At 71.1% G+C, this 24,946-nt stretch carries 19 protein-coding genes; 13 read left to right on the top strand and 6 right to left on the bottom strand.

Annotated features, from left to right (window positions below):
* Positions 1 to 25: 25 nt before the first annotated feature.
* The 3 genes from ACW4TU_RS06020 (at position 26) to ACW4TU_RS06010 (ending at position 4,704) form a co-directional block, all read left to right on the top strand.
* Positions 26 to 1,162 (top strand): CaiB/BaiF CoA transferase family protein, encoded by a 1,137-nt coding sequence (locus tag ACW4TU_RS06020; protein ID WP_457425347.1) that lies wholly within the window; start codon positions 26 to 28, stop codon positions 1,160 to 1,162.
* 46 nt (positions 1,163 to 1,208) lie between these two features.
* Positions 1,209 to 2,423, top strand: a complete 1,215-nt coding sequence (locus ACW4TU_RS06015) for an acetyl-CoA C-acetyltransferase (RefSeq protein WP_457425345.1) — start codon at positions 1,209 to 1,211, stop codon at positions 2,421 to 2,423.
* Positions 2,424 to 2,517: 94 nt separating this feature from the next.
* Positions 2,518 to 4,704: a 3-hydroxyacyl-CoA dehydrogenase NAD-binding domain-containing protein gene (locus ACW4TU_RS06010; protein ID WP_457425343.1), complete on the top strand. Its 2,187-nt coding sequence runs from the start codon at positions 2,518 to 2,520 to the stop codon at positions 4,702 to 4,704.
* 162 nt (positions 4,705 to 4,866) lie between these two features.
* On the opposite strand, the gene ACW4TU_RS06005 is transcribed toward ACW4TU_RS06010, so the two are convergent.
* Positions 4,867 to 6,342 carry a M1 family metallopeptidase gene (locus ACW4TU_RS06005; protein WP_457425341.1) on the bottom strand — a complete coding sequence of 492 codons (1,476 nt, stop codon included), beginning with the start codon at positions 6,340 to 6,342 and terminating at the stop codon, positions 4,867 to 4,869.
* Between the two features lie 254 nt (positions 6,343 to 6,596).
* On the opposite strand from ACW4TU_RS06005, the gene ACW4TU_RS06000 reads away from it, so the two are divergent.
* On the top strand, positions 6,597 to 8,549 hold the full coding sequence (locus ACW4TU_RS06000; protein WP_457425339.1) for a Xaa-Pro dipeptidyl-peptidase: 1,953 nt from the start codon (positions 6,597 to 6,599) through the stop codon (positions 8,547 to 8,549).
* 151 nt (positions 8,550 to 8,700) lie between these two features.
* Here the strand turns inward: ACW4TU_RS06000 and ACW4TU_RS05995 are convergent, their stop codons facing one another.
* Positions 8,701 to 9,642, bottom strand: a complete 942-nt coding sequence (locus tag ACW4TU_RS05995) for an FAD-dependent oxidoreductase (protein WP_457429944.1) — start codon at positions 9,640 to 9,642, stop codon at positions 8,701 to 8,703.
* Between the two features lie 90 nt (positions 9,643 to 9,732).
* On the opposite strand from ACW4TU_RS05995, the gene ACW4TU_RS05990 reads away from it, so the two are divergent.
* Both ACW4TU_RS05990 and ACW4TU_RS05985 read left to right on the top strand, forming a co-directional pair.
* On the top strand, positions 9,733 to 10,785 hold the full coding sequence (locus tag ACW4TU_RS05990; protein ID WP_457425337.1) for an oxidoreductase: 1,053 nt from the start codon (positions 9,733 to 9,735) through the stop codon (positions 10,783 to 10,785).
* 48 nt (positions 10,786 to 10,833) lie between these two features.
* Positions 10,834 to 12,477: an ABC-F family ATP-binding cassette domain-containing protein gene (locus ACW4TU_RS05985; RefSeq protein ID WP_457425335.1), complete on the top strand. Its 1,644-nt coding sequence runs from the start codon at positions 10,834 to 10,836 to the stop codon at positions 12,475 to 12,477.
* Between the two features lie 136 nt (positions 12,478 to 12,613).
* On the opposite strand, the gene ACW4TU_RS05980 is transcribed toward ACW4TU_RS05985, so the two are convergent.
* Positions 12,614 to 14,995, bottom strand: a complete 2,382-nt coding sequence (locus tag ACW4TU_RS05980) for a Tex family protein (protein WP_457425333.1) — start codon at positions 14,993 to 14,995, stop codon at positions 12,614 to 12,616.
* 301 nt (positions 14,996 to 15,296) lie between these two features.
* Between ACW4TU_RS05980 and ACW4TU_RS05975 the strand changes: the two genes are divergently transcribed.
* Positions 15,297 to 15,932 (top strand): DJ-1/PfpI family protein, encoded by a 636-nt coding sequence (locus tag ACW4TU_RS05975; protein ID WP_457425331.1) that lies wholly within the window; start codon positions 15,297 to 15,299, stop codon positions 15,930 to 15,932.
* On the opposite strand, the gene ACW4TU_RS05970 is transcribed toward ACW4TU_RS05975, so the two are convergent.
* Entirely contained in the window at positions 15,919 to 16,683 is a 765-nt protein-coding gene (locus tag ACW4TU_RS05970; RefSeq protein ID WP_457425329.1) for an enoyl-CoA hydratase/isomerase family protein, read from the bottom strand. The two genes, ACW4TU_RS05975 and ACW4TU_RS05970, sit on opposite strands and share 14 nt — an antisense overlap.
* Before the next feature lie 243 nt (positions 16,684 to 16,926).
* Between ACW4TU_RS05970 and ACW4TU_RS05965 the strand changes: the two genes are divergently transcribed.
* Entirely contained in the window at positions 16,927 to 17,436 is a 510-nt protein-coding gene (locus tag ACW4TU_RS05965; protein ID WP_457429942.1) for an ATP-binding protein, read from the top strand.
* A gap of 49 nt (positions 17,437 to 17,485) precedes the next feature.
* Here ACW4TU_RS05965 and idi read toward each other — a convergent pair whose 3' ends face one another.
* Both idi and ACW4TU_RS05955 read right to left on the bottom strand, forming a co-directional pair.
* The gene (gene idi, locus ACW4TU_RS05960; protein ID WP_164410806.1) at positions 17,486 to 18,082 is read right to left on the bottom strand and encodes an isopentenyl-diphosphate Delta-isomerase; all 597 of its coding nucleotides are present in this window, start codon (positions 18,080 to 18,082) and stop codon (positions 17,486 to 17,488) included.
* A gap of 199 nt (positions 18,083 to 18,281) precedes the next feature.
* Positions 18,282 to 19,220: a cation diffusion facilitator family transporter gene (locus ACW4TU_RS05955; protein WP_457425327.1), complete on the bottom strand. Its 939-nt coding sequence runs from the start codon at positions 19,218 to 19,220 to the stop codon at positions 18,282 to 18,284.
* A 420-nt stretch (positions 19,221 to 19,640) separates the two neighbouring features.
* Between ACW4TU_RS05955 and ACW4TU_RS05950 the strand changes: the two genes are divergently transcribed.
* The 5 genes from ACW4TU_RS05950 to ACW4TU_RS05930 are packed head-to-tail and all read left to right on the top strand — an operon-like array spanning position 19,641 to position 24,915.
* Positions 19,641 to 21,476 (top strand): DUF5941 domain-containing protein, encoded by a 1,836-nt coding sequence (locus tag ACW4TU_RS05950; protein WP_457425325.1) that lies wholly within the window; start codon positions 19,641 to 19,643, stop codon positions 21,474 to 21,476.
* On the top strand, positions 21,473 to 22,225 hold the full coding sequence (locus ACW4TU_RS05945; RefSeq protein ID WP_457425323.1) for a phosphocholine cytidylyltransferase family protein: 753 nt from the start codon (positions 21,473 to 21,475) through the stop codon (positions 22,223 to 22,225). Before ACW4TU_RS05950 ends, ACW4TU_RS05945 begins: the two co-directional genes overlap by 4 nt.
* Complete coding sequence (locus ACW4TU_RS05940; protein WP_457425321.1) at positions 22,213 to 23,274, top strand: iron-containing alcohol dehydrogenase family protein; 1,062 nt, start codon at positions 22,213 to 22,215, stop codon at positions 23,272 to 23,274. The genes ACW4TU_RS05945 and ACW4TU_RS05940 overlap by 13 nt, the downstream gene beginning before the upstream one ends.
* Complete coding sequence (locus ACW4TU_RS05935) at positions 23,252 to 24,034, top strand: CDP-alcohol phosphatidyltransferase family protein (protein WP_457425319.1); 783 nt, start codon at positions 23,252 to 23,254, stop codon at positions 24,032 to 24,034. Before ACW4TU_RS05940 ends, ACW4TU_RS05935 begins: the two co-directional genes overlap by 23 nt.
* An 8-nt stretch (positions 24,035 to 24,042) precedes the next feature.
* Positions 24,043 to 24,915, top strand: coding sequence for a glycosyltransferase family 2 protein (locus ACW4TU_RS05930; RefSeq protein WP_457425317.1), 873 nt, complete (start codon positions 24,043 to 24,045; stop codon positions 24,913 to 24,915).
* Positions 24,916 to 24,946 lie beyond the last annotated feature (31 nt).

Here is a 24,946-nt window from a genome sequence, read left to right as displayed (position 1 = left end):
GTTCGGGTAGGGGAGTGGGGGCTCGATGTCGGTTGCGGGGACGGCGGGAAGCGGCCCGCTCTCCGGAGTGCGGGTGGTCGAGCTGGCGGGCATCGGGCCCGGCCCCTTCGCGGCCATGCTCCTCGCCGACCTTGGCGCCGACGTGGTCCGGGTGGACCGGCCCGGGGGCACCGGACTCGCCGTCAACCCCGAGTACGACGTGACCAACCGCAACAAACGGTCGGTGATCGTCGACCTCAAGGCGGCCGACGGACCCTCCCGCGTCCTGGACCTGGCCGCCCGCGCCGACATCCTGGTCGAGGGCTACCGCCCCGGCGTCGCCGAGCGCCTCGGCATCGGACCCGAGACCTGCCACGCCCGCAACCCGAGGCTCGTCTACGGCCGGATGACGGGCTGGGGCCAGGAGGGCCCGCTCGCCCGCCGCGCCGGGCACGACATCGCCTACCTCGCCCCGACCGGCACCCTCGGCCTGATCGGCAACCCGCACGAACCGCCGCCCGCCCCGGCCAACCTCCTCGGCGACTACGCGGGCGGCTCGCTCTATCTCGTCGTCGGCGTCCTCGCCGCCCTCCACCTCGCGCGCGCGACGGGCACCGGCCAGGTCGTGGACGCCGCGATCGTCGACGGTGCCGCCCACCTCGCCACGATGATCCACGGCATGCTCGCGGCGGGCGGCTGGCAGGACCGGCGCGGCGCCAACCTCCTCGACGGCGGCTGCCCGTACTACGGGACGTACGAGACCGCCGACGGCCGGTACATGGCGGTCGGCGCGCTGGAACCGCAGTTCTACGAGGAGTTCCTCGACCTGCTCGGCCTCCCGGAGCACTCCGGCGCCCGCAAGGACATCGCCCGCTGGAACGAGCTGCGCGAGGCCGTCACGGCCCGCTTCAGAACCCGTACGAGGGACGAGTGGACGGCCGTCTTCGAGGGTTCCGACGCCTGCGTGGCGCCCGTCCTCTCGCTGCGCGAGGCCCCGCACCACCCGCACCTGGCCGCCCGCGGCACCTTCACCGACCACGGCGGCATAACCCAGCCCGCCCCCGCGCCCCGCTTCTCCGTCACCCACACGTCGATCCACAGCGGCCCCGCCCAGCCCGGCGCCGACACGGCCGACGTGGCGCGCGACTGGGACGTGCCCCGGCTCCTGCGGGACGGCGGCTGACCCCCTGTCGTCCCCGCTCGCCCAACCCACCCCGAAAGGCCCACCAGTGAGCACCGAAGCGTACGTGTACGACGCGATCCGCACCCCGCGCGGACGCGGCAAGGCGAGCGGAGCCCTGCACGGCACCAAGCCCGTCGATCTCGTCGTCGGCCTCATCCACGAGATCAGGTGCCGCTTCCCGGACCTCGACCCGGCCGCGATCGACGACATCGTGCTGGGCGTCGTCGGACCGGTCGGCGATCAGGGTTCCGACATCGCGCGGGTCGCCGCGGTCGTCGCCGGACTGCCGGACACCGTGGCCGGCGTCCAGGAGAACCGCTTCTGTGCCTCGGGTCTGGAGGCCGTCAACATGGCCGCCGCCAAGGTGCGCTCGGGCTGGGAGGACCTTGTCCTCGCGGGCGGCGTCGAGTCGATGTCACGGGTGCCGATGGGCTCGGACGGCGGCGCCTGGTTCAACGACCCGATGACCAACCTCGCCGTCGACTTCGTGCCCCAGGGCATCGGCGCCGACCTCATCGCCACCGTCGAGGGCTTCTCACGGCGCGACGTCGACGAGTACGCCGCCCTCTCCCAGGAACGGGCGGCGACGGCTACGAAGGAAGGCCGTTTCGAGCGGTCGCTCGTCCCGGTGAAGGACCGCAACGGCCTCGTCGTCCTCGACCACGACGAACACCCGCGCCCCGGCACCACGGCCGACTCCCTGGCCCGGCTGAAGCCGTCGTTCGCGGACATCGGCGACCTGGGCGGCTTCGACGCCGTGGCGCTCCAGAAGTACCACTGGGTCGAGAGGATCGACCACGTCCATCACGCGGGCAACTCGTCCGGCATCGTGGACGGCGCCTCGCTGGTCGCCATCGGTTCCCGGGAGGTCGGCGAGCGCTACGGGCTGCGTCCGCGCGCGCGGATCGTCTCCGCCGCCGTGTCCGGCTCCGAGCCCACCATCATGCTCACCGGCCCGGCACCCGCCACCCGCAAGGCCCTCGCCAAGGCCGGGCTGACGATCGACGACATCGACCTCGTCGAGATCAACGAGGCGTTCGCGGCCGTCGTCCTGCGCTTCGCACGGGACATGGGCCTGCCCCTCGACAGGATCAACGTCAACGGCGGCGCCATCGCGCTCGGCCACCCACTGGGCGCCACCGGCGCCATGATCCTCGGCACGCTCATCGACGAACTGGAGCGCCAGGACAAGCGCTACGGCCTGGCCACCCTGTGCGTGGGCGGCGGCATGGGCATCGCGACGATCGTCGAGCGGGTCTGAACTCCCAGCGGATTCAGCGCGATCAGTGCAATCAGCGCTATCAGCGGCTTCGGCGGCACCAAGAGACTTCTGAGCTTCTACGGAGATCCCTGTCATGACACAGAGCACCACCATCCGCTGGGAACAGGACCGCACCGGTCTCGTCACCCTCGTCCTCGACGACCCGGCCCAGTCCGCGAACACCATGAACCAGGCGTTCCGTGACTCCCTCGCGGTGGTCACCGACCGCCTGGAGGCCGAGAAGGACACGATCCGCGGCGTCATCCTCACCTCCGCCAAGAAGACGTTCTTCGCGGGCGGCGACCTGCGGGACCTGATCCGGGTCACCCCCGACACGGCCCAGGAACTGTTCGAGGGCGGCCTCGCCATCAAGCGCGACCTGCGTCGCATCGAGACCCTGGGCAAGCCGGTGGTCGCGGCGATGAACGGCGCGGCCCTGGGCGGTGGTTACGAGCTCGCTCTGGCCTGCCACCACCGGGTCGCGCTCGACGCGCCGGGTACGAAGATCGGCTGCCCCGAGGTCACCCTCGGCCTGCTCCCCGGAGGCGGCGGGGTCGTCCGTACGGTACGCCTGCTGGGCATCGCGGACGCGCTGCTGAAGGTGCTGCTCCAGGGCACCCAGTACAGCCCCCAGCGCGCTCTGAAGAACGGCCTGATCGACGAAGTGGCCGCCACCCAGGATGAGTTGATGGCCAAGGCCCGCGCCTTCATCGACGCCAACCCCGAGTCGCGGCAGCCCTGGGACAGGCCCGGCTACCGCATCCCGGGCGGCACCCCGGCCAGCCCCCGGTTCGCGGCGAACCTGCCCGCCTTCCCCGCCAACCTGCGCAAGCAGACGAACGGCGCTCCCTACCCGGCCCCGCGCGCCATCCTCGCGGCGGCCGTCGAGGGCGCCCAGGTCGACTTCGAGACCGCGCAGGTCATCGAGGCCCGCTACTTCGTGGAACTGGCCGCCGGACAGACCTCGAAGAACATGATCCAGGCGTTCTTCTTCGACCTCCAGGCCGTCAACTCGGGCGCCAACCGCCCCAAGGGCGTCGAACCGCGCCCGGTCCGCAGGGTGGCGGTCCTCGGCGCCGGGATGATGGGCGCGGGCATCGCGTACTCGTGCGCCCGCGCGGGCATCGACGTGGTCCTCAAGGACGTGTCGGCCGAAGCGGCGGCCCGCGGGAAGAACTACTCCGAGAAGCTGTGCGCGAAAGCCGTCTCCCGGGGGCGTACGACCCAGGAGAAGGCGGACGAGCTGCTGGCTCGGATCACGCCGACCTCGGATCCGCAGGACGTGGCCGGCTGCGACGCGGTCATCGAGGCGGTCTTCGAGGACCCGGCCCTGAAGCACAAGGTGTTCCAGGAGATCCAGCACCTCGTCGCACCGGACGCGCTGCTGTGCTCCAACACCTCGACGCTGCCCATCAGCGCCCTCGCCGAAGGTGTCGAACGGCAGGGCGACTTCGTCGGACTGCACTTCTTCTCGCCGGTCGACAGGATGCCGCTGGTCGAGATCATCAAGGGCGAGCGGACGGGGGAGGAGGCGCTGGCGCGGGCCTTCGACCTGGTCCGCCAGATCAGGAAGACCCCGATCGTCGTCAACGACTCGCGTGGCTTCTTCACCTCGCGGGTCATCGGGCACTTCATCAACGAGGGTGTGGCGATGGTCGGCGAGGGCATCGAGCCCGCGTCGGTCGAACAGGCGGCGGCGCAGGCCGGTTACCCGGCGAAGGTGCTGTCCCTGATGGACGAACTCACGCTGACGCTGCCGCGCAGAATCCGGGCGGAGTCCAGGCGGGCCGTGGAGGAGGCGGGCGGTACGTGGGAGACGCATCCCGCGGAGGCGGTGATCGACCGCATGGTGGACGAGTTCGGCCGTACCGGGCGGAGCGGGGGCGGGGGCTTCTACGAGTACGGGGAGGACGGCAGGCGGGCGGGGCTGTGGCCGGGGCTGCGGGAGCACTTCGGGCGTGAGGGCGGGGAGAGTGCGGCGCGGATCCCCTTCAAGGACATGCAGGAACGGATGCTGTTCTCGGAGGCGCTGGACACGGTGAGGCTGCTGGAGGAGGGCGTGCTGACGTCGGTCGCCGACGCCAACATCGGTTCGATCTTCGGGATCGGGTTCCCGGGGTGGACGGGGGGTGTCCTGCAGTACATCAACGGGTACGAGGGCGGCCTGCCGGGGTTCGTGGCGCGGGCGCGTGAGCTGGCGGAGCGGTACGGGGAGCGGTTCGCTCCGCCGGCACTGCTGGTGGAGAAGGCGGCGAAGGGGGAGGGGTTCGGGGACGGCTAGGGTTCGGCCGCCCCCGGCCCTGGGGGCTGTGCCCCCGGACCCCCGCTTTCGGCCCTGAAGGGGCCTCGTCCTCAAACGCCGGACGGGCTGGAGAGGCCGCCCGGCGTTTGAGAAGTTCCAGGGCACCCGGTTATCGGACTGGAAACGGGTGGGTGGGAAGACTCAGTGCCCCTCGTGCACGGAGTTCGTCGCCGCGATCTCCTTCCAGGACTTCGGCGTCACCGGAACGACAGACGCCCGCACCGCCGGCGCGTCCGGTTTCGACGCCTGGAACAGCCAGGTGTCGAACAGCGTCCCCAGCGACTCGCCGGACACCTGCTCGGCGTACGCCTGGAAGTCGGCGACGGACGCGTTGCCGTACGCGAACTTCGTCGGCCACCCCTTCAGGACCGCGAAGAAGTCCGCGTCGCCGATCTCGTTGCGCAACGCCTGGAGGGCCAGCGCGCCCCGGTCGTAGACGGCCAGGTCGAACTGGTTCTCGGGCCCCGGGTCGCCCGGCTTCACGGTCCAGAACGGATCGTCGGCCGGGTGCAGGGCGTACACGTAGTCCGCGAGTTCCTGTGCCGTGCCCTCGTCCTCGTGCTCGGACCACAGCCACTGGGCGTACCGGGCGAAGCCCTCGTTGACCCAGATGTCCTTCCAGCCGGCGACGGACACGTCGTCGCCGTACCACTGGTGGGCCAGCTCATGGACGACGACGGAGACGTTCGTGCCGTTCGCGAACTGGCGCGGGCTGTAGAAGGGCCGCGTCTGTGTCTCCAGCGCGTACCCCGTGGTCGTGTTCGGGACGTACCCGCCGAGCGCGTTGAAGGGGTACCGTCCGAAGTACCCCGCCAGCCAGTCCGCGACCTCCCCGGTCCGCTCGACGCTCGCCCGCGCGGCCCCGTAGTTGTCGCCGAGGTCCTTGCTGTAGGCGTTGACCACCGGGATGCCGCTCTCGGTCGTCCCGGTCGTGACGTCGAACCGCCCGACCGCGAGGGTGGCGAGATAGGTGGCCTGCGGCTTGTTGGAGCGCCAGTTGTAGCGCGTCCAGCCGAGGCGCGAACTCGTCGACTGGAGCGTGCCGTTGGAGATCGCCTGCGAGCCGTCCGGGACGAGCACCGAGACGTCGTACGTGGCCTTGTCGAGCGGGTGGTCGTTGCTGGGGAACCACCACCAGGCGGACTCCGGCTCGTTGGCGCCGACGCCGCCGTCCGGGGTGCGGTGCCAGCTGGTGAAGCCGTACGCCTGCTTCGACGAGGGAACTCCGCTGTACCGCACGACGACGGTGACCGCCGACCCCTTGGGCAGGGGAGTGCGCGGAGTGATCTCCAGTTCGTGCTCGCCGGAGGTGGCGAAAGAGGCCCGGACACCGTTGACGCGGACCTCGTCGACGTCCAGCAGGAAGTCCAGATCGAACCGCGACAGATCCTGGGTGGTGGTCGCGAGGAGGGTTGCCGTGCCCTCCAACTCGTCCGTCGCGGGCTGGTACTTGAGCCGCAGGTCGTAGTGCGAGACGTCGTATCCGCCGTTGCCGTACGCCGGATAGTAGGGGTCGCCGATGCCCGGCGCCCCAGGGGCGTAGCTCGCGGCCGATGCCGGGATCGCCAGCAGCAGGGAGGCCGTGAGCGCGCCGGGGGCGATGAGTCTGCGGTGCACGAGAGCTCCAAGTCGTAGAGACAGTCGTAGTCGTGGGGGGAAGGTGTCGTGGGGGAAGGTGGAATCTGTCCCGAGCCTATTCATTCGCTGTGCCCCCACACGTGTCCACAGCCACCGGTGTCACACGATCGCCATTCGGCCGCCATCTACCGCCCACGCACAGGCGGTTCTCAGCCACCACATGGCGACTTCACCCCCTCCCGCCCCTCAGCTGCCCTCTTCTGTACGGGAGTTGACCGATGTACCGTCCGCGCATGCCGATACGCACGCGCTCCACGACCTGGCGAACGTTCGCTGCGGCGGCCACCGCCGCCCTCACGGCCGCCCTGCTGACCCCGGCCGTCGCCCACAGCGCCCCACGGGAGAGCAGACCCGTCTACTCCTACGACAACGCGATCCGCGAGGCCGTCTGGGTGGACACCGGACTCGACGGCGACAGCGACGGGAAGACCGACCGCGTCGCCGTCGACATCGTCCGGCCGCGCGAACCCGCCGCGCAGGGCCGCAAGGTCCCCGTGATCATGGACGCCAGCCCCTACTACTCCTGCTGCGGACGCGGCAACGAGAGCCAGCGCAAGACGTACGACGCCGACGGCAACGTTGTCCAGATGCCGCTGTTCTACGACAACTACTTCGTGCCGCGCGGCTACGCCTTCGTCGGCGTCGACCTGGCAGGCACCAACCGCTCCGACGGCTGCGTCGACGTCGGCGGACGCTCCGACATCCAGTCCGCGAAGGCCGTCGTCGACTGGCTGAACGGCCGCGCCAAGGGCTACACGAGCCGCACGGGCACCAGCCGCGCCAAGGCGACCTGGACCAACGGCCGGACGGGCATGATCGGCAAGAGCTACGACGGCACGATCGCCAACGGCGTCGCCGCCACCGGCGTCAAGGGCCTGAAGACGATCGTCCCGATCAGTGGCATCTCCTCCTGGTACGACTACTACTTCGCCAAGGGCGCCCCCCTCTACGACTCCGGCCCCGACTGGCTGTCCGACTACGTCGAGAGCCCGGCCGCCCGCGCCAAGTGCGCCGCCGTACAGCAGAAGATCGTCGACGGGGCCCCGCGTACCGGCGACCGGACGTCCTTCTGGACCGAGCGCGACTACGCGAAGGACGCCCGGAAGGTCAGGGCGAGCGTCTTCGTCGTCCACGGCCAGCAGGACCTCAACGTCCGCCCCAAGCACTTCGGCCAGTGGTGGGACGCCCTCGCCAAGCACGGCGTCGAGCGCAAGATCTGGCTTTCGCAGACCGGCCACGTCGACCCCTTCGACTTCCGCCGCGCCACCTGGGTCGACACCCTGCACCGCTGGTTCGACCACGAACTCCTCGGCTACGACAACGGCATCGACGACGAGCCGATGGCCGACATCGAACGTCACCCCGACCAGTGGGTCACCTCGGCCGTCTGGCCGCCCCGCGCCACGCACACGGTGACCCTGCGCCCCGGCACCGGCGACCAGCCCGGCGTCGGCACTCTGGGCCTGCGGCAGCAGTCCGGCACGGCGACGTTCACCGACGACCCGAGCCTGAGCGAGACCGACTGGTCCGCGCAGATCGACAGCCCCACGCCCGCCAAGGCCGGCTTCACCACCAAGCCGCTGACCAAGGACCTGCGCGTGTCCGGCTCGTCCACGGTGACCGTCACGGCCACCCCGAGCACCTCGACGGCCCATCTGACCGCCGTCCTGGTCGACCTCGGCCCCGACACCATCCGGGACTACGCCGACGGCGCCGAGGGCATCACCACGCTCACCGACCGCACGTGCTGGGGCCCGAGCACCACCGGCGACAGCTCCTGCTTCCGCTCGACGCAGGCGAGGACGACGCCCGTCGACTACACGGTCTTCAGCCGGGGCTGGGCCGACCTGGGCAACCACACCTCGGCCACGAAGGGCGTGCCGCTCACCCCGGGCAAGCCCTACACGATCACCCTCGACCTGCACGCGAGCGACCATGTGATCCCGGCGGGCCACCGCCTCGCCCTGATCGTCGCGGGCACGGACAAGGACCTCATCGACCCCCCGTCGACCACCCCGACCCTGACGCTCGACCTGTCCCGTACGACGGCCAGGGTCCCCCTCGTCGGTGGTGCGGGCGCGTTCGCGAGGGCCACGTCGGGCACCGTCACGGCCACCCCGGGTCCGTCCCTCCTCGACGGCGTCCGCGATCCGCGTGCCGCCCACCGCATACCGGGAGCCGTATGAGACCGCGCCTGGTGGCGGTGACCGCCGCACCCCGCGCCTCGGCGAGCGGGCGCCAAACCACCTGACGGCAGGGCAGCCGACGCTGACCTGCTGACCTGCTGACCTGCTGACCTGCTGACCTGCTGACCTGCTGAGCGGCGGGGCGGCGGGGCTACGCCCGGGGCTGGTCCCCTCCATCCCCGGCGAGCCTCGCCGCCTCCTGCGCGCATCCCCACGCGACCGTGATCCCCGCGCCGCCGTGTCCGTAGTTGTGGACCAGCACCTGCCCGTCGGGAAGGAGTTCACGGTCCAGCCGCACCGCGTCGCGGGTGGGCCGCAGACCGATCCGGTGGCCGAGCACCCGCGCCCCGGCGATCTCCGGCCGCACCGCCGCACAGCGCCGCACGATCTCCTCCGCCACCGCGGGATCGGGCACGAGCGACCACTCGTCCTCGTCGGCCGTGCCGCCCAGGATCAGGCCGCCCGGCTGCGGAAAGAAGTACGTGCTCCTCGTGTCGCCGTGCCCCGCCGACGCGAACCACGTCGTGATCCCCGGGTTCTCCACGACGACCAACTGCCCGCGCACGGGACGTACCGCCGGATCGGGCACGAGATCACGCGCCCCGAGCCCCGTGCAGTTGACGACGACATCCACCCCGCCGACCTCCGCGGCTTCGGCGAGATCCTTGACGGATCGTTCCTCCACCACTCCACCCGCCGCGCGGAAACGCTCCCGCAGCCAGCCCAGATGCACCGGCATGTCGATCAACGGCAGCCGCGCCAGGAGTCCTTCGTCCGTCTCCCGCAACTCCGGTATTCGTGCCGCCCACGGCCCCAGCTCGTCCAGTCGCAGCCCGGCCTGTACACCCTCGACCATGCGTACGCCCGTCTCCCCGGGCCGCTCCGCCAAGCCCTCGTAGACGGACAGCGACGTGAGCGCCCACTCCCCGGCGAAAACCTCCGGCTCGATCCGGTACGGCCACCACAGCGCGCCCGCAACCGCCGAGGTGGTCAGCTCGGCGGGCTCCCGGGTCCACACCCGGACCCGGCGCCCGCGCTCGGCCAGCACCACCGCCGTCGTCAGCCCGATGACCCCGCCGCCGACCACGATCACTTCACCACTCCGCTGCTTCTCCACCGGGGGACCGTAGCGGAATATGTCATGCCGTGCTCAGATCGGTCCCAGTCTGGGGATACTCACAGCATGTCTGCCGACTACGCGACCTTCGGCCTGGCACCGGCGATGCGTGCCGGTGGAGTCCTCGCCAACGGTGACTACCAGGTCCACCGGGACTTCCTCGACTTCATCGTCGACGGCCGCCCCCTCCTCTACCAGCTGTCCGACCTCGACGCGGTCTCCCCGCTCGCCTCCGACATCCCGCCCGCGATCTTCACCGCCCAGGTCCGCGGCCTGCTCCTGGAGGCCGACGCACCCCTGGCGGGTGGCCGGTACATCATCTACGGCTGCCCCGAGTGCGCCGACCTGGCGTGCGGCGCCGTGACGGCGGCCATCGAGAAGGACGGCGACGACTACGTGTGGCGCGACTTCGCCTGGCAGACGGACACCCACGCCGACCTGGAGCTCAACGGCTACCACGGCATCGGGCCCTTCCGCTTCCCGGGCGCCGAGTACCGGGACACGCTCGGCTCCCTCCTCGACACCGCGGAGGCCGCCGAGACGGCGCACTCCGCCGAGTCCGCTGCGGCCCGTCGCCGGGTCCTGCTGATCGGCGCCCGGGTCGCCGTCCTCGCCAAGCTCGCCGCCGCGCTGCGCACCATCGGCATCGGCGCGGACATCACCCGGGACGCCACGGACGTGCCCGCCGAGGAGCTGCGCGGCTACGGCGCCGTCGCCTTCGGCCGCGCGATCGACGAGGAGGAACGTGCCGCCGTACGCCGCTCCTTCGACCACGCGGGCGTCGAGGTGGCGTATGTCGACGGTCTCGCCCCGATCATCCCGCTCCTCGTCGCCCAGATCGAACACGCCCTGGACCGCAGCCCGTTGGAACAACGCCGGCTCACCCGTCTGGTCGCCGCGGACGGCGAGGCGGGCATAGAGGTCACCTCCACCTGTCGCGTCCACCTCACCGCGTACCGCCTGGACCGGCTGTACCGCACCCACTCGCTCGACGTGTTCGACGGCATCCTCGAACCCGGCCGGCACCGCATCCCCCTGGACGCGAAGGCGGTGAAGGGGGAGTCGTTCATCGTGGCGCGCACGTCGGGAACCGTCCTGGTGGAGCCGATGGCCCGGTGAAATCCCGGACGCGGGGCACCGCGGGCGGCAGCTAGGATCGGCCTTCTGATGACTGCCACTCTCGTCGCCAAGAACCTCGCCGCCGGCCACGGCGACCGCTCCCTCTTCTCGGGGCTCGACCTCGTCGTCGCGCCCGGAGACGTGATCGGGCTCGTCGGTGCCAACGGCGCGGGCAAGTCCACGCTGCTCAGGATGCTGGCCGGGCTGCTCCCGCCCGAGCAGGGCGAACTGCGCCTGTCCCCGCCGACCGCGAGCGTCGGCCATCTCCCGCAGGAGCCGGAGCGCCGGGAGGGCGAGACCGTCCGCGACTTCCTCGCCCGCCGCACGGGCGTGGCCGAGGCCCAGCGGGTGATGGACGAGGCGACACAGGCGCTGGTGGACGGATCCCCCGGCGCGGACGACGCGTACTCGGTGAGCCTGGAGCGCTGGCTCGACCTCGGCGGCGCCGACCTGGACGAACGGGCGGAGGAGGTCGCCGGCTCCCTGGCCCTGACCGTGGACCTGGACCAGCCGATGACGTCCCTGTCGGGCGGCCAGGCGGCAAGGGCGGGCCTCGCCTCCCTGCTGCTCTCCCGCTACGACGTCTTCCTCCTCGACGAGCCGACGAACGACCTGGACCTCGACGGTCTCGAACGCTTGGAACGCTTCGTCAAGGGTCTGCGCGCCGGCACGCTCGTCGTCAGCCACGACCGAGAGTTCCTCACCCGCACGGTCACCAAGGTCCTCGAACTCGACCTCGCCCAGCAGCAGATCAGGCTGTACGGCGGCGGGTACGAGGCCTATCTGGAGGAGCGGGACGTCGCCCGCAGGCACGCCCGCGACGACTTCGACGAGTACGCCGACAAGCGGTCCGCGCTCCAGGACCGGGCCCAGATGCAGCGCGGCTGGATGGACAAGGGTGTCAAGAACGCCCGGCGCAAGGCGAACAACGACAACGACAAGATCGGCCGCAAGTTCCGCAGCGAGGCCAGCGAGAAGCAGGCCGCGAAGGCCCGCCAGACCCAGCGCATGATCGAACGCCTGGACGTGGTCGAGGAGCCGCGCAAGGAGTGGGAACTGCGCATGGAGATCGCGGCGGCCCCGCGCTCCGGCTCGGTGGTCGCGACCCTGCGGGACGCGGAGGTGCGCCGCGCGGGCTTCACGCTCGGCCCGGTGACCGTGCAGATCGACTGGGCGGACCGGATCGCGGTCACGGGCGCGAACGGCGCCGGGAAGTCGACCCTGCTGGGTGCCCTGCTCGGCCGTGTCCCCCTGGACGCGGGTCACGCCACGCTCGGTTCGGGTGTGGTGGTCGGCGAGGTGGACCAGGCCCGCAAGCTCTTCCTCGGCCCCGAGGCGCTGCTGGACGCGTTCTGCGAGGCGGTCCCCGACACGGAACCGGCGGAGGTGCGCACGCTCCTGGCCAAGTTCGGCCTGAAGGCGGAGCACGTCCTGCGCCCGGCGGCGACCCTGTCCCCGGGCGAACGCACCAGGTCGGCCCTGGCACTGCTCCAGGGCCGGGGTGTGAACCTCCTGGTCCTGGACGAGCCGACCAACCACCTCGACCTCCCGGCCATCGAACAACTGGAACAGGCCCTCGACTCCTACGAGGGCACCCTGCTCCTGGTGACCCACGACCGCAGAATGCTGAACGCGGTACAGGTGACCCGGCGCTTCGAGGTAGCGGACGGCAAGGTGTCGGAGCTCGCATAACTGCGGGCAGTCGTGCCGCTGGGCGGCACGGGTGGGCGCAGCGGCACCCCGTAGACGCCGGGCTGCGCGGCCCACCCCAACCTCGGCACCAGCCCCGGGTGCCCTCGCGACAAGGGCACCCGGCGTCAAGTCACTCTCACCGCCGCTTGGGATCCACCAACCCGGCCTTCCGCAGCGCGTCAGCCATCGCACTGTTCCCCGGCGCGGGCGCCTGCTGCCGAGCTCCGCCACCGGATTGCCCCTGCGCCTGCCCCTGTTGCCGTTGGCGAGGCTGCGGCGCACGCCCTCCACGCTGAGGCCGGCCACCACCCTGCTGCTGCCCCTCTCCGGAGGCCACCGCCTCGTCGTCCAAGCGCAGCGTCAGCGAGATCCGCTTGCGCGGAATATCGACATCGAGCACCTTCACCCTGACGATGTCACCGGACTTCACCACGTCGTGCGGGTCCTTGACGAACGTCCTGGACATCGCGGACACATGCACCAGCCCGTCCTGGTGGACGCCGACATCCACGAACGCCCCGAACGCCGCCACGTTCGTGACCACCCCCTCCAGCACCATCCCGGAGGCCAGGTCGCCGATCTTCTCGACCCCCTCCTTGAACGTGGCCGTCGCGAAGGCGGGCCGCGGGTCGCGCCCGGGCTTCTCCAGCTCGCGCAGAATGTCCGTCACCGTCGGCAGACCGAACTTCTCGTCCACGAAGTCATCGGGCCGCAGCGACCGCAGCACCGCCGTGTTCCCGACCAGCGACGTGACCCCGGCCCCCGCCGACTTCACCATCCTCCGCACCACCGGATACGCCTCCGGGTGCACACTGGACGCGTCCAGCGGATCGTCCCCGCCCCGGATCCGCAGGAACCCCGCACACTGCTCGTACGCCTTCGGCCCGAGCCGCGCGACACCCTTGAGCTGGGACCGGGAAGTGAACGGCCCGTTCGCGTCCCGGTGCGCCACGATGTTCTCCGCGAGCCCGGAGGAGATGCCGGAGACCCGCGAGAGCAGGGGCGTGGACGCCGTGTTGACGTCGACACCGACACCGTTCACACAGTCCTCGACCACCGCGTCCAGCGACCGCGACAGCTTCATCTCGGACAGGTCGTGCTGGTACTGCCCGACCCCGATCGACTTGGGGTCGATCTTCACCAGCTCGGCCAGCGGGTCCTGCAGCCGCCGGGCGATCGACACCGCCCCGCGCAGCGAGACGTCCATGCCCGGCAGCTCCTGCGAGGCGAACGCCGACGCCGAGTACACGGATGCGCCCGCCTCGGACACCATCACCTTGGTGAGCTTCAACTCCGGGTGCTTGGCGATGAGTTCACCGGCGAGCTTGTCCGTCTCGCGGGAGGCCGTACCGTTACCGATCGCGATCAGGTCGACCGAGTGCTCCTTGGCGAGCCGGGCCAGCTTGGCGATCGCCTCGTCCCACTTGTTCGCCGGCACGTGCGGATAGATGACGTCCGTGGCGACGGCCTTGCCCGTCGCGTCCACCACGGCCACCTTCACGCCCGTACGGAACCCGGGGTCCAGCCCCAGCGTCGTGCGCGTTCCGGCAGGGGCGGCGAGCAGCAGGTCGCGCAGGTTCGCCGCGAACACGTTGACCGCCTCGTCCTCCGCGACCGTACGCAGCCGAAGGCGCACGTCGATGCCGAGGTGCACCAGGATCCGGGTCCGCCAGGCCCAACGCACGGTGTCCTTCAGCCACTTGTCGCCGGGACGGCCGCGCTCGGCGATCCCGAAACGGTGGGCGATGATCCCCTCGTACGAGGAAGGGCCCTCCGTGGGCTCCTCCGGCTCCAGGACGAGGTCGAGGACGTCCTCCTTCTCGCCGCGCAGCATCGCGAGGATGCGGTGCGAGGGCAGGGCGGTGAAGGGCTCGGCGAAGTCGAAGTAGTCGGCGAACTTGGCGCCCGCCTCCTCCTTGCCCTCCTTCACCTTCGCGGCCAGCCGCCCGCGCACCCACATGCGCTCGCGCACCTCGCCGATCAGGTCGGCGTCCTCCGAGAAGCGCTCGGTGAGGATCGAACGGGCGCCGTCCAGCGCGGCCTGCGGATCGGCGACGCCCTTGTCGGCGTCGACGAAGGCCGCCGCCGCGGCGAGCGGGTCGACGGACGGGTCCCCGAGCAGCCCCTCGGCCAGCGGCTCCAGGCCCGCCTCACGCGCGATCTGCGCCTTCGTCCGCCGCTTCGGCTTGAACGGCAGGTAGATGTCCTCCAGGCGCGCCTTCGTCTCGGCCCCGCGGATCTGCGCCTCGACCTCGGGCGTCAGCTTGTCCTGCTCGCGCACCGATTCGAGGATCGCGGCCCGCCGCTCCTCCAGCTCCCGCAGATAGCGCAGCCGCTCCTCCAACGTGCGCAGCTGCGCATCGTCGAGCATCTCGGTCGCTTCCTTGCGGTAGCGGGCGATGAAGGGCACCGTCGAACCACCGTCGAGCAACTCGACGGCGGCCCTCACCTGCCGCTCCCGTACGCCGAGTTCCTCGGCGATCCTGCCTTCGATGGACCCTACGAGGGGTGTCGTCACGATCCCGTACCGCCTTCTCCACTGAGGTTGCGCGGCAATTGTGGCAGGTGGCACCGACATCCGGGGATCAGGGCGCCACCCGGCACGCGGGGACCGGGAGAGACCGGCCATCGGGCCGGCGCACACCGGGTGTGGCGGAAAAGGTGGGAAATTCGTCATGCCGCCTTGACGTCACGGGCCCCGTCGAGGTGCTCGCGGGGGCCTCCACCCGGCACCCGGGCAGTTACCGCGTCCGTACGGCCTCACCGACCGGCGAGCCGATCCACCCCGCACCCACCGCCAGCTGAAAGGCGCACACTCCATGCTGATCGCCCTGCTGCTCTTCGACCGCTTCACCGCTCTGGACGCCGTCGGCCCGTACGAGATCCTCAGCCGGCTCCCGGACGCGGAGACCGTCTTCGTCGCCGAGGAGACCGGGCCCGTCCGCAACGACAGCGGCACCCTCGCCCTCATCGCCGACCGCACCCTGGCCGACGTACCGCACCCCGACATCGTGGTCGTCCCCGGTGGGCCGGGCCAGTCCGCGCAGATGGACAACGAGGCCCTGCTCGACTGGCTGCGCGCCGCCGACGCCACCAGCACCTGGACGACCTCCGTGTGCACCGGCTCGCTGCTCCTGGCCGGTGCCGGTCTGCTCACCGGCCGCCGGGCGACCTCGCACTGGCTGGCCCTGGGCGAACTCCCGAAGTACGGCGCCGAACCCACGGGGGAGCGGGTCGTGACCGACGGCAAGTACGTCACCTCCGCCGGGGTCTCCTCCGGCATCGACATGGCCCTCACCCTGACCGGCCGGATCGCGGGCGACGAGCACGCCCGGACCGTACAGCTCGCGACGGAGTACGACCCGCAGCCGCCCTACGACGCCGGCGCCCCGCACAAGGCACCCGCGCATCTGGTCGAACTGCTGCGCTCCCACAGCCGGTTCAACCTGAGGTAGGCGACGCCGGCTCCGGCCAGGAGAAGCCGGGGGGACGGCGCTCCAGGAACGCGGCGACGCCCTCCGCGGCCTCGCCGCTCTCCCGCGCCTGCTCGGCCCAGTACGCGTCCCGGTCGGTGCGCCCGTCCGCGAACTCCTTCGCCGCCGCCTGCGTGAGCCGCGAGCGCGAGACGAGGACGCGGGCGAACTCCGCGACCCGCTTGTCGAGTTCGCCCGCGGGCAGTACCTCGTCGAGGAACCCGGTGCGCAGGGCGCGCTCCGTGTCGATCAACTCGCCCGAGAACAGCAGGTACTTGGCCGCCGCCGGACCCACCAGTGCCGCCAGCCGCCGCGTGGAGGACGCCGAGTACACCAGGCCCAGCTTCGCCGGAGTCACCCCGAACAGCGCTCCCTCCTCGGCGAACCGCAGATCGCAGGCCGCCGCGAGCTGCGCCCCGCCGCCCACACAGTGCCCGCGAATCGCCGCGAGCACCGGCTTCGGGAAGGCCGTGAGCGCGTCCTCGGCCAGCACGGACAGTCGCTGCGCCTCCTCCGGCGAGCCCTGGAGCGTCGAGATGTCGGCCCCCGCGCAGAACGTTCCGCCCGCTCCCGTGAGCACCAGGACACCGACGTCCGGATCGGCGGCCAGGGTGGCGAGCAGCGGCGGCAGCGCACGCCACATGCCGGCCGTCATGGCGTTGCGCTTGGCCGGGTGGCGGATGACGACGGTGGCGATCCCGTCGGCGGTACTGTGGGTCAGCTGCGGCTCCATGCGCCGGATCGTATCCGCCGGTGGCGGACGTCCCGACGACGGCGGCACCAAACCCGTACAACCCGAATAGTTCACGAAGTCGGCACTGCACGACCAGGTCCAGTCGGGTGTGGGCCCGTGTCGTACGTCATCTGTCAGAAGCGCTCGATACGTGCTGACTTCTGTTCAGTTCTCCGGTGGGGACCCATCGTTGCCAACACTCATCGTGTGGTGACAATCGAGCGCGAGGGCGGCGACCGAACGATGGACAACCATGGGCGCGAGTCCGGCTCACGCCCAGCGGACGACGACGTGCCCGTGGAGCGGAGACCTCCGGATCCGCTTCCCTACGAAGGGGTCTGGAGGTTCACCGCGCCCGCCGTCGACGCCTCCGTCCCGCAGGCGCGGCACGCAGTCCGGGACCTGCTGTACCGGCAGGGTGTGCCGGCTCCGCCGGACCTGGTGCAGGGGTTGCTGCTGATCGTCTCGGAGCTGGCGACGAACGCCGTCCGGCACGCGGCGGTCCTGTCGCCGACACTCGCCGTGGAGGTCGCCGTCGGCGCCGAGTGGGTGCGGGTGTCCGTGGAGGACAACCACCCCTACCGCCCCACCGCCCTGGAGGCCGACCACGGCCGGACCGGCGGGCGAGGTCTGCTCCTGGTCCGCGAGGTCACCAGGGAGGCGGGCGGGGTCTGCGACATCGAGCACACGGCGAGCGGCGGCAAGGTCGTCTGGGCGGCCCTGCCGCTCACCCCCGCACCCGGCCGGCCCTAGGTGTATTGCCCCGCGGCGTCGCGGGGCAACTCGGAACAGGCCCTGTCCGTCACCAGCCGGCGGACGGGCCCGTCAGCTCCCGGACCGCCGGGCGCGCCGCGTCCAGCACGGTCATGAACCAGGCCGAGAACGGGTCCTTCGCATGCCGCTCCGCCAGCTCGGCCGGGGTCACGAACACCGTGTCCCCGACCTCCTCCGGGTCCGGCGCGAGCGGCGACTGCGCCATCCCGACGAACAGGTGGTTGTACTCCTGCTCCACCAGGCCCGACTCCGGGTCGGGGTGGTTGTAGCGGACCGTGCCCGCCTCGGCGAGCAGTGACGGGGAGATCCCCAGCTCCTCGTACGTCCGCCGGGCCGCCGCCGCGAAGGGCGCCTCACCGGGGTAGGGGTGACCGCAGCAGGTGTTGGACCAGACGCCGGGGGAGTGGTACTTGCCCAGCGCGCGCTGCTGGAGGAGCAGCCGGCCCTGCTCGTCGAAGAGGAAGACGGAGAACGCCCGGTGCAGCCGGCCCGGTGGCTGGTGGGCGGAGAGCTTCTCGGCGGTGCCGATCGTCGTGCCGTTCTCGTCGACCAACTCGAGCAAGATCGCTTCTGCTGTGCCGTTCGACGAACTGTTGTGCGTCGCGGTGGCAGGTGTGATCGGCATACCCATCCTTCGCCTCGGTCTTCGAGCCCCAAGTCTGCCGTACGAATCCGGCACTCCCGGCACTTCGCGGCATCCTCCGCCTGTCCGGCGCGAAAGCGGCCCGACGGTGACCGGAAAGTCAATCGTTCCCTGTCTCCCGGCCGGGAACCGCCCGCGAGGGGGGCTTGAAGAAGGAGACGCGGGCGCGCGGCGGACGGGCTCAGTGGCAGAGCTTCGACTCGTGTTCCGCGTGCCCGCTCGGCTCCAGCTGGAAGGTGCAGTGCTCCACGTCGAAGTGGTCGCCCAGACAGCCCTGGAGCTCGTGCAGCATCTTCTCGTGCCCGATCCCGCTCAGCACCTCCGAACTGACGACCACGTGCGCCGACAGCACCGGCATCCCGGAGGTGATCGTCCAGGCGTGCAGATCGTGTACGTCCTCCACGCCGGACAGCGCCAGGATGTGGGCCCGCACCTCCGCCATGTCGACGTCCCGGGGAGCCGCCTCCAGCAGCACGTTCAGTGTCTCGCGCAGCAGCTTCCAGGTACGCGGGACGATCATCAGGCCGATGACGACCGAGGCGACGGGGTCGGCCCGCTGCCAGCCCGTCGCCATGATGACCACCGCCGAGATCAGCACCGCCAGCGAGCCCAGCGCGTCCGCGGCCACCTCCAGGAAGGCGCCGCGCACGTTGAGGCTCTCCTTCTGGCCGCGCATCAGCATCATCAGCGAGATCATGTTCGCGACCAGGCCGATCAGGCCGAAGACGACGGTCACCCCGCCCTCGGTCTCCGCGGGTGTGACGAACCGCTGGATCGCCTCGTACAGGACGTATCCGCCGACGCCGAGCAGGAGCAGGCAGTTGGCGAGCGCGGCGAGGATCTCGGCGCGGGCGTACCCGAAGGTGCGGTTGCCGGTCGGCGGGCGGTTCGCGAACTGGATCGCGAGCAGCGCCATACCGAGACCCAGCGCGTCCGTCGCCATGTGCGCCGCGTCCGCGATGAGCGCGAGCGAGTCGGCGACGATGCCGCCGACGATCTCGACGACCATGACGGTGAGCGTGATGGCCAGCGCGAAACGCAGCCGCCCGCGGTACGCCGCTGCCGCCGTACCCGTGGCCGGCGCGCCGTGCGCGTGTCCGTGATCGTGCCCAGCCCCCATGGAAGCCGCCTCCTGGTGTTCGTCCCGCGTCCCGTCCCGGAATCAGTGAACTACGGGTGGGGGGTATGTGGCAACGCGGCACTGAACACCGTTGTCATGTGCCCTGACCTGCGGAAACGAAACGCAGGTCAGCGAGTGCCGAGATCGCCACGGCTCGGCGGGCGGGGACACGGCGGGGGAGGCCGTGGCGGTCCTTGACGCGGGTCACGGTTTGTGCGCGGGGTGCTGGGGCACTCATGATGATCCGGTCGAGGCGGTCGCCGGTCCGCCGGAATCGGACCCTGAACAGGCGGTGAACCAAGGCGGGGCCCCATCCGATAGCCTCTGCCGACATGCTGCCCGGCCACCGTGGGTCAGGGTTCCCCCACCATCATGTACAGGACCGGCGTGCACGCGTCGGTGTCCAGGGAGTGAGTTCGGTTGCCGACCGCCATCCTCACGGGTCAGCCGGTTCCCGGATCGTCGATCGAGGGCGATCTGCGGTCCCTCGGCTTCGACGTGCGGAGCGCGACCGACGTCGCCGACACCGAGACCCTTCTCGCCGAGTCGTCCTGTGACGAACGGGTCGCCGTCGTCGACGCCCGCTTCGTCGGGCACCTCCACGCGCTGCGCCTCGGCCTCACCGACCCCCGCTTTCCGCTGGCCGCCGTACCGGGCGCCGTGACGGCACAGCCCGGCGCCGGCCGCACCGCCCTGACCCGCGAACTGGCCCGCGAGATCTCCGCGAGCGGCGACGCCCCGAAAGACCCCGGCAGAGCCTCCTCCGCCGTCGCCGTGGACAGCCTCGTCGACCGCGTCGCCCTCGCCCTGGACGCGGACCGCCTCGGCGTCCACCGCCCCGAGCTGGGCAGCCTGACCGCCGCCGTCCCCGCCGACCCCGAGGCCCGCGAACGGGCCCGGCAGGCCGTCGCCGGCGTCGACGACGAGGCCGTCCGCCTGAAGTCGGCGGTGAAGTCCCGGGACGGCTTCTTCACCACCTTCTGCGTCAGCCCGTACTCCCGTTATCTGGCCCGCTGGTGCGCCCGCCGAGGCCTCACCCCGAACCAGGTCACCACCGCCTCGCTGGTCACCGCGCTGATCGCGGCCGGCTGCGCGGCCACCGGCACCCGTGGCGGTTTCGTCACGGCAGGCGTGCTCCTGCTGCTCTCCTTCGTCCTGGACTGCACCGACGGCCAGCTCGCCCGCTACTCCCTCCAGTACTCGACGCTCGGCGCCTGGCTGGACGCCACCTTCGACCGCGCCAAGGAGTACGCCTTCTACGCGGGCCTCGCACTGGGCGCGGCCCGCGGCGGCGACGATGTGTGGGCCCTGGCACTCGGTGCGATGGTCCTGCAGACCTGCCGGCACGTCGTCGACTTCGCCTTCAACGAGGCCAACCACGACGCGACCGCGAACACCAGCCCCACGGCAGCCCTCTCCGACCGCCTCGACGGCGTCGGCTGGACGGTCTGGGTACGGCGGATGATCGTCCTGCCGATCGGCGAACGCTGGGCCCTGATCGCCGTCCTCACGGCGCTCAGCACCCCCCGGACCACCTTCACCGTGCTGCTCGTCGGCTGCGGCTTCGCGGCCACGTACACCACGGCGGGCCGCGTCCTGCGCTCCCTCACCCGAAAGGCGCAGCGGACCGAACGGGGGACGCGAGCCCTGGCGGACCTCGCGGACAGCGGACCGCTCGCGGAGCTGATCGGGCGCGTCCCGGTGCGTACACCGGGCAGCTCACGCTTCGTCCCGGCGCTGGAGAGCACCCTGCCGTTGGTCGTCGCGCTGTGGCTTTGCTCCTACGGCAGTTGGGTGCCCGTCGCCTTCGCCGCGCTGTACGTGCTCAGCGCGGGTGTCGCGTTCTCGGTCCCTCTCAAGGGCCGCCTCGACTGGCTCGTCCCCCCGCTCTTCAGGGTTACCGAATACGGCACAGTCCTCATCCTCGCGGGCAAAGCGGAGGTAAACGGAGCACTTCCCGCAGCTTTCGGCCTCGTGGCCGCCGTCGCCTACCATCACTACGACACGGTGTACCGCATCCGTGGCAACGCCGGAGCGCCCCCGCGCTGGCTGGTACGGGCGAGCGGAGGGCACGAAGGCCGGACAATGGTGGTCGTCGTACTGGCCGCGCTGCTCAGTGCCCCGCAGTTCGCGGTCGCGCTCACGGTCCTCGCCGTGGCCGTGGCCCTGCTGGTGCTCGCCGAGAGCATCCGCTACTGGGTGACCGCCCACCAGGGCGGCGCGCCCGCCGTACACGACGAAGGAGTACCCGCATGATCGGCCTCGTGCTGGCGGCCGGCGCCGGACGGCGTCTGCGCCCCTACACCGACAGCCTGCCCAAGGCTCTCGTGCCGGTCGGCCCCGCGGGCGACGAGGACGGCCCCACCGTCCTCGACCTCACCCTCGCCAACTTCGCCGAGATCGGCCTCACCGAGGCCGCGATCATCGTCGGCTACCGCAAGGAAGCCGTGTACGAGCGGCAGCCGGCCCTGGAGAAGAAGTACGGGCTGAAGGTCACCCTCATCGACAACGACCGCGCCGAGGAGTGGAACAACGCCTACTCCCTCTGGTGCGGCCGGGACGCCCTCGCCGACGGGGTGATCCTCGCCAACGGCGACACCGTGCACCCCGTCTCCGTCGAACGGACGCTGCTCGCCGCGCGCGGCGACGGTAAGCGGATCATCCTGGCCCTCGACACGGTGAAGGATCTCGCCGACGAGGAGATGAAGGTGATCGTGGACCCGGAGCGGGGCGTACGGAAGATCACCAAGCTGATGGACCCGGCCGAGGCGACCGGCGAGTACATCGGCGTCACCCTCATCGAGGGCGCAGCCGCCGCGGACCTGGCAGACGCCCTGAAGACCGTGTGGGAGACCGACCCCCAGCAGTTCTACGAGCACGGTTACCAGGAACTGGTCGACCGCGGCTTCCGGATCGACGTGGCGCCCATCGGCGAGGTCCCCTGGGTCGAGATAGACAACCACGACGATCTCGCCCGAGGACGGGAGATCGCGTGCCGGTACTGACGAGGCTGATCCCCTCGCCGGTCGTCGTAGACATCCGCCGGGGGGCATTGAACGACCTGGCGGACGTGCTGTTCGACCAGCGGATCTCGCACTCCGGGAAGATCGCCGTCGCGATCAGCTCCGGCTCCGGCGCGAGGCTGCGCGCGCGGCTCGCCCCGGCGCTGCCCGGCGCGAGCTGGTACGAGGTCGCCGGCGGCACCATCGACGACGCGGTCAAACTGGGCGACGCCATCAAGTCCGGCCACTACGACGCCCTGGTCGGCCTCGGCGGCGGCCGGATCATCGACTGCGCCAAGTTCGCCGCCGCCCGCGTCGGCCTGCCCCTCGTCGCCGTCGCCACCAACCTCGCGCACGACGGCCTGTGCTCGCCGGTCGCCACCCTCGACAACGACGCGGGGCGCGGCTCGTACGGCGTACCGAACCCGATCGCCGTCGTCATCGACCTCGACGTGATCCGCGAGGCACCCGCGCGGTTCGTGCGCTCCGGGATCGGCGACGCCATGTCGAACATCTCCGCGGTCGCGGACTGGGAGCTGGCCTGCCAGGTCAACGGCGAGAAGATCGACGGCCTCGCCGCCGCGATGGCCCGCCAGGCCGGAGAAGCCGTACTGCGCCACCCCGGCGGAGTCGGTGACAACGCGTTCCTCCAGGTACTGGCCGAGGCCCTCGTCCTCACCGGTATCGCCATGTCGGTGTCGGGCGACTCCCGCCCCTCCTCCGGCGCCTGTCACGAGATCAACCACGCCTTCGACCTGCTGTACCCCAAGCGTGCCGCGAGCCACGGCGAACAGTGCGGCCTCGGCGCCGCCTTCGCGATGTACCTGCGGGGCGCGCCCGAGGAGGCGGCCTACATGGCCGAGGTACTGCGCCGGCACGGGCTGCCGGTGCTGCCGGAGGAGATCGGCTTCACCACCGACGAGTTCGTACGGGTCGTCGAGTACGCCCCGCAGACCAGACCCGGTCGCTACACGATCCTGGAACACCTCGACCTCACGAACGACCAGATCAAGGACACGTACGCGGACTATGTCAAGGCCATCGGTAGCTGAACTACGCCCCGTCGTCCACCCCGACGGGGTGAAGGACCGGCGCAGCGGCGAGCACTGGGCGGGACGCCTCTACATGCGCGAGGTGTCCCTGCGGGTCGACCGCTACCTGGTGGACACCAGGATCACGCCCAACCAGCTCACGTACCTGATGGTCGTCGCGGGCGGTCTGGCCGGCGCGGCGCTCCTGGTGCCGGGTCTCACCGGGGCGCTCCTGGCTGCCGTACTGATGCAGCTCTACCTCCTCCTCGACTGCGTCGACGGGGAGATCGCCCGCTGGCGGAACCAGACCTCGATCACCGGCGTGTACCTCGACCGGATCGGCCACTACCTCTCCGAGGCGGCCCTGCTGATCGGTTTCGGGCTGCGCGGGGCCGACCTGTGGGACGGCTCCGGGAGCCCCGAGTGGCTGTGGGCGTTCATCGGCACCCTGGCCGCGCTCGGCGCGATCCTGATCAAGGCGGAGACCGACCTGGTGGACGTGGCCCGGTCCCGCAGCGGTCTGGTCGCCGCCAAGGACGAGCTGTCGGTGCCGCGCTCCGAGGGGCTCGCCCTGGCCCGCAAGGCCGCCGCCGCGCTGAAGTTCCACCGGCTGATCGGCGGCATCGAGGCGAGCCTGTTCATCCTCTTCGTGGCGGTCCTCGACCTCGTCGGCGGTGACCTGTTCTGGACCCGTCTGGGCATCGCCGTCCTGGCCGGCATCGCGATCCTGCAGACCCTGCTGCACCTCGTGTCCATCCTCGCTTCCAGCAGGCTGCGGTGAGTCCCGGGATGAGAGTCGGCGCGGTGATCATCACCATGGGCAACCGCCCCGACGAGCTGCGTGCCCTGGTCGACTCGATCGCCAAACAGGAGGGCGACCCCGTCCAGATCGTCGTGGTCGGCAACGGCTCGCCCGTCCCGGACCTCCCCGAGGGCGTACGGAGTGTCGAGCTGCCCGAGAACCTCGGCATCCCCGGTGGACGCAACGTCGGCATCGAGGCGTTCGGCCCGGCCGGCCGCGACGTCGACATCCTGATGTTCCTGGACGACGACGGCCTCCTCGGTCACCAGGACACCGCCGAACTGTGCCGCCGGGCCTTCACCGCCGACCCGGAACTGGGCATCATCAGCTTCCGCATCGCCGACCCCGACACCGGCCTCACCCAGCGCCGCCATGTACCCCGCCCCGGCACCACGGACCCGATGCGCAGCTCCCGGGTCACCAGCTTCCTGGGCGGCGCCAACGCCGTCCGTACCAAGGTCTTCGCCCAAGTGGGCATCCTCCCCGAGGAGTTCTTCTACGCCCATGAGGAGACCGACCTCGCCTGGCGGGCCCTCGACGCGGGCTGGATGATCGACTACCGGGCCGACATGCTGCTCTACCACCCCGCGACCGCGCCCTCGCGGCACGCGGTCTACCACCGCATGGTCGCCCGCAACCGCGTCTGGCTGGCCCGCCGAAACCTTCCCGCCCCCCTCGTACCCGTGTACCTGGGGGACTGGCTGCTTCTCACACTCCTCCGCAGACCCTCCCGCCCGGCGCTCCGAGCCTGGTGGGGCGGGTTCAAGGAGGGCCTGACCACCCCGTGCGGACCACGCCGGCCCATCCGGTGGCGTACGGTGTGGCGGCTGACCCGACTGGGCCGTCCCCCAGTGATCTGACAAGCTCTCCCCAGAGCCCCCGCGGTCCGGC

The organism is Streptomyces kryoterrae (assembly GCF_054072135.1).
This window is presented reverse-complemented; position numbering and strand designations above follow the sequence as displayed.

Excerpts from the sequence above, each read along its gene's own strand:
- ACW4TU_RS06010 (WP_457425343.1), top strand. The coding sequence starts at position 2,518 with ATGACACAGAGCACCACCATCCGCTGGGAACAGGACCGCACCGGTCTC.
- ACW4TU_RS05970 (WP_457425329.1), bottom strand. The coding sequence starts at position 16,683 with ATGGAGCCGCAGCTGACCCACAGTACCGCCGACGGGATCGCCACCGTC.
- ACW4TU_RS05965 (WP_457429942.1), top strand. The coding sequence starts at position 16,927 with ATGGACAACCATGGGCGCGAGTCCGGCTCACGCCCAGCGGACGACGAC.
- ACW4TU_RS05945 (WP_457425323.1), top strand. The coding sequence starts at position 21,473 with ATGATCGGCCTCGTGCTGGCGGCCGGCGCCGGACGGCGTCTGCGCCCC.
- ACW4TU_RS05985 (WP_457425335.1), top strand. The coding sequence starts at position 10,834 with ATGACTGCCACTCTCGTCGCCAAGAACCTCGCCGCCGGCCACGGCGAC.
- ACW4TU_RS05930 (WP_457425317.1), top strand. The coding sequence starts at position 24,043 with ATGAGAGTCGGCGCGGTGATCATCACCATGGGCAACCGCCCCGACGAG.
- idi (WP_164410806.1), bottom strand. The coding sequence starts at position 18,082 with ATGCCGATCACACCTGCCACCGCGACGCACAACAGTTCGTCGAACGGC.
- ACW4TU_RS05990 (WP_457425337.1), top strand. The coding sequence starts at position 9,733 with ATGTCTGCCGACTACGCGACCTTCGGCCTGGCACCGGCGATGCGTGCC.
- ACW4TU_RS05955 (WP_457425327.1), bottom strand. The coding sequence starts at position 19,220 with ATGGGGGCTGGGCACGATCACGGACACGCGCACGGCGCGCCGGCCACG.
- ACW4TU_RS06000 (WP_457425339.1), top strand. The coding sequence starts at position 6,597 with ATGCCGATACGCACGCGCTCCACGACCTGGCGAACGTTCGCTGCGGCG.
- ACW4TU_RS05975 (WP_457425331.1), top strand. The coding sequence starts at position 15,297 with ATGCTGATCGCCCTGCTGCTCTTCGACCGCTTCACCGCTCTGGACGCC.
- ACW4TU_RS05935 (WP_457425319.1), top strand. The coding sequence starts at position 23,252 with ATGTCAAGGCCATCGGTAGCTGAACTACGCCCCGTCGTCCACCCCGAC.
- ACW4TU_RS06020 (WP_457425347.1), top strand. The coding sequence starts at position 26 with ATGTCGGTTGCGGGGACGGCGGGAAGCGGCCCGCTCTCCGGAGTGCGG.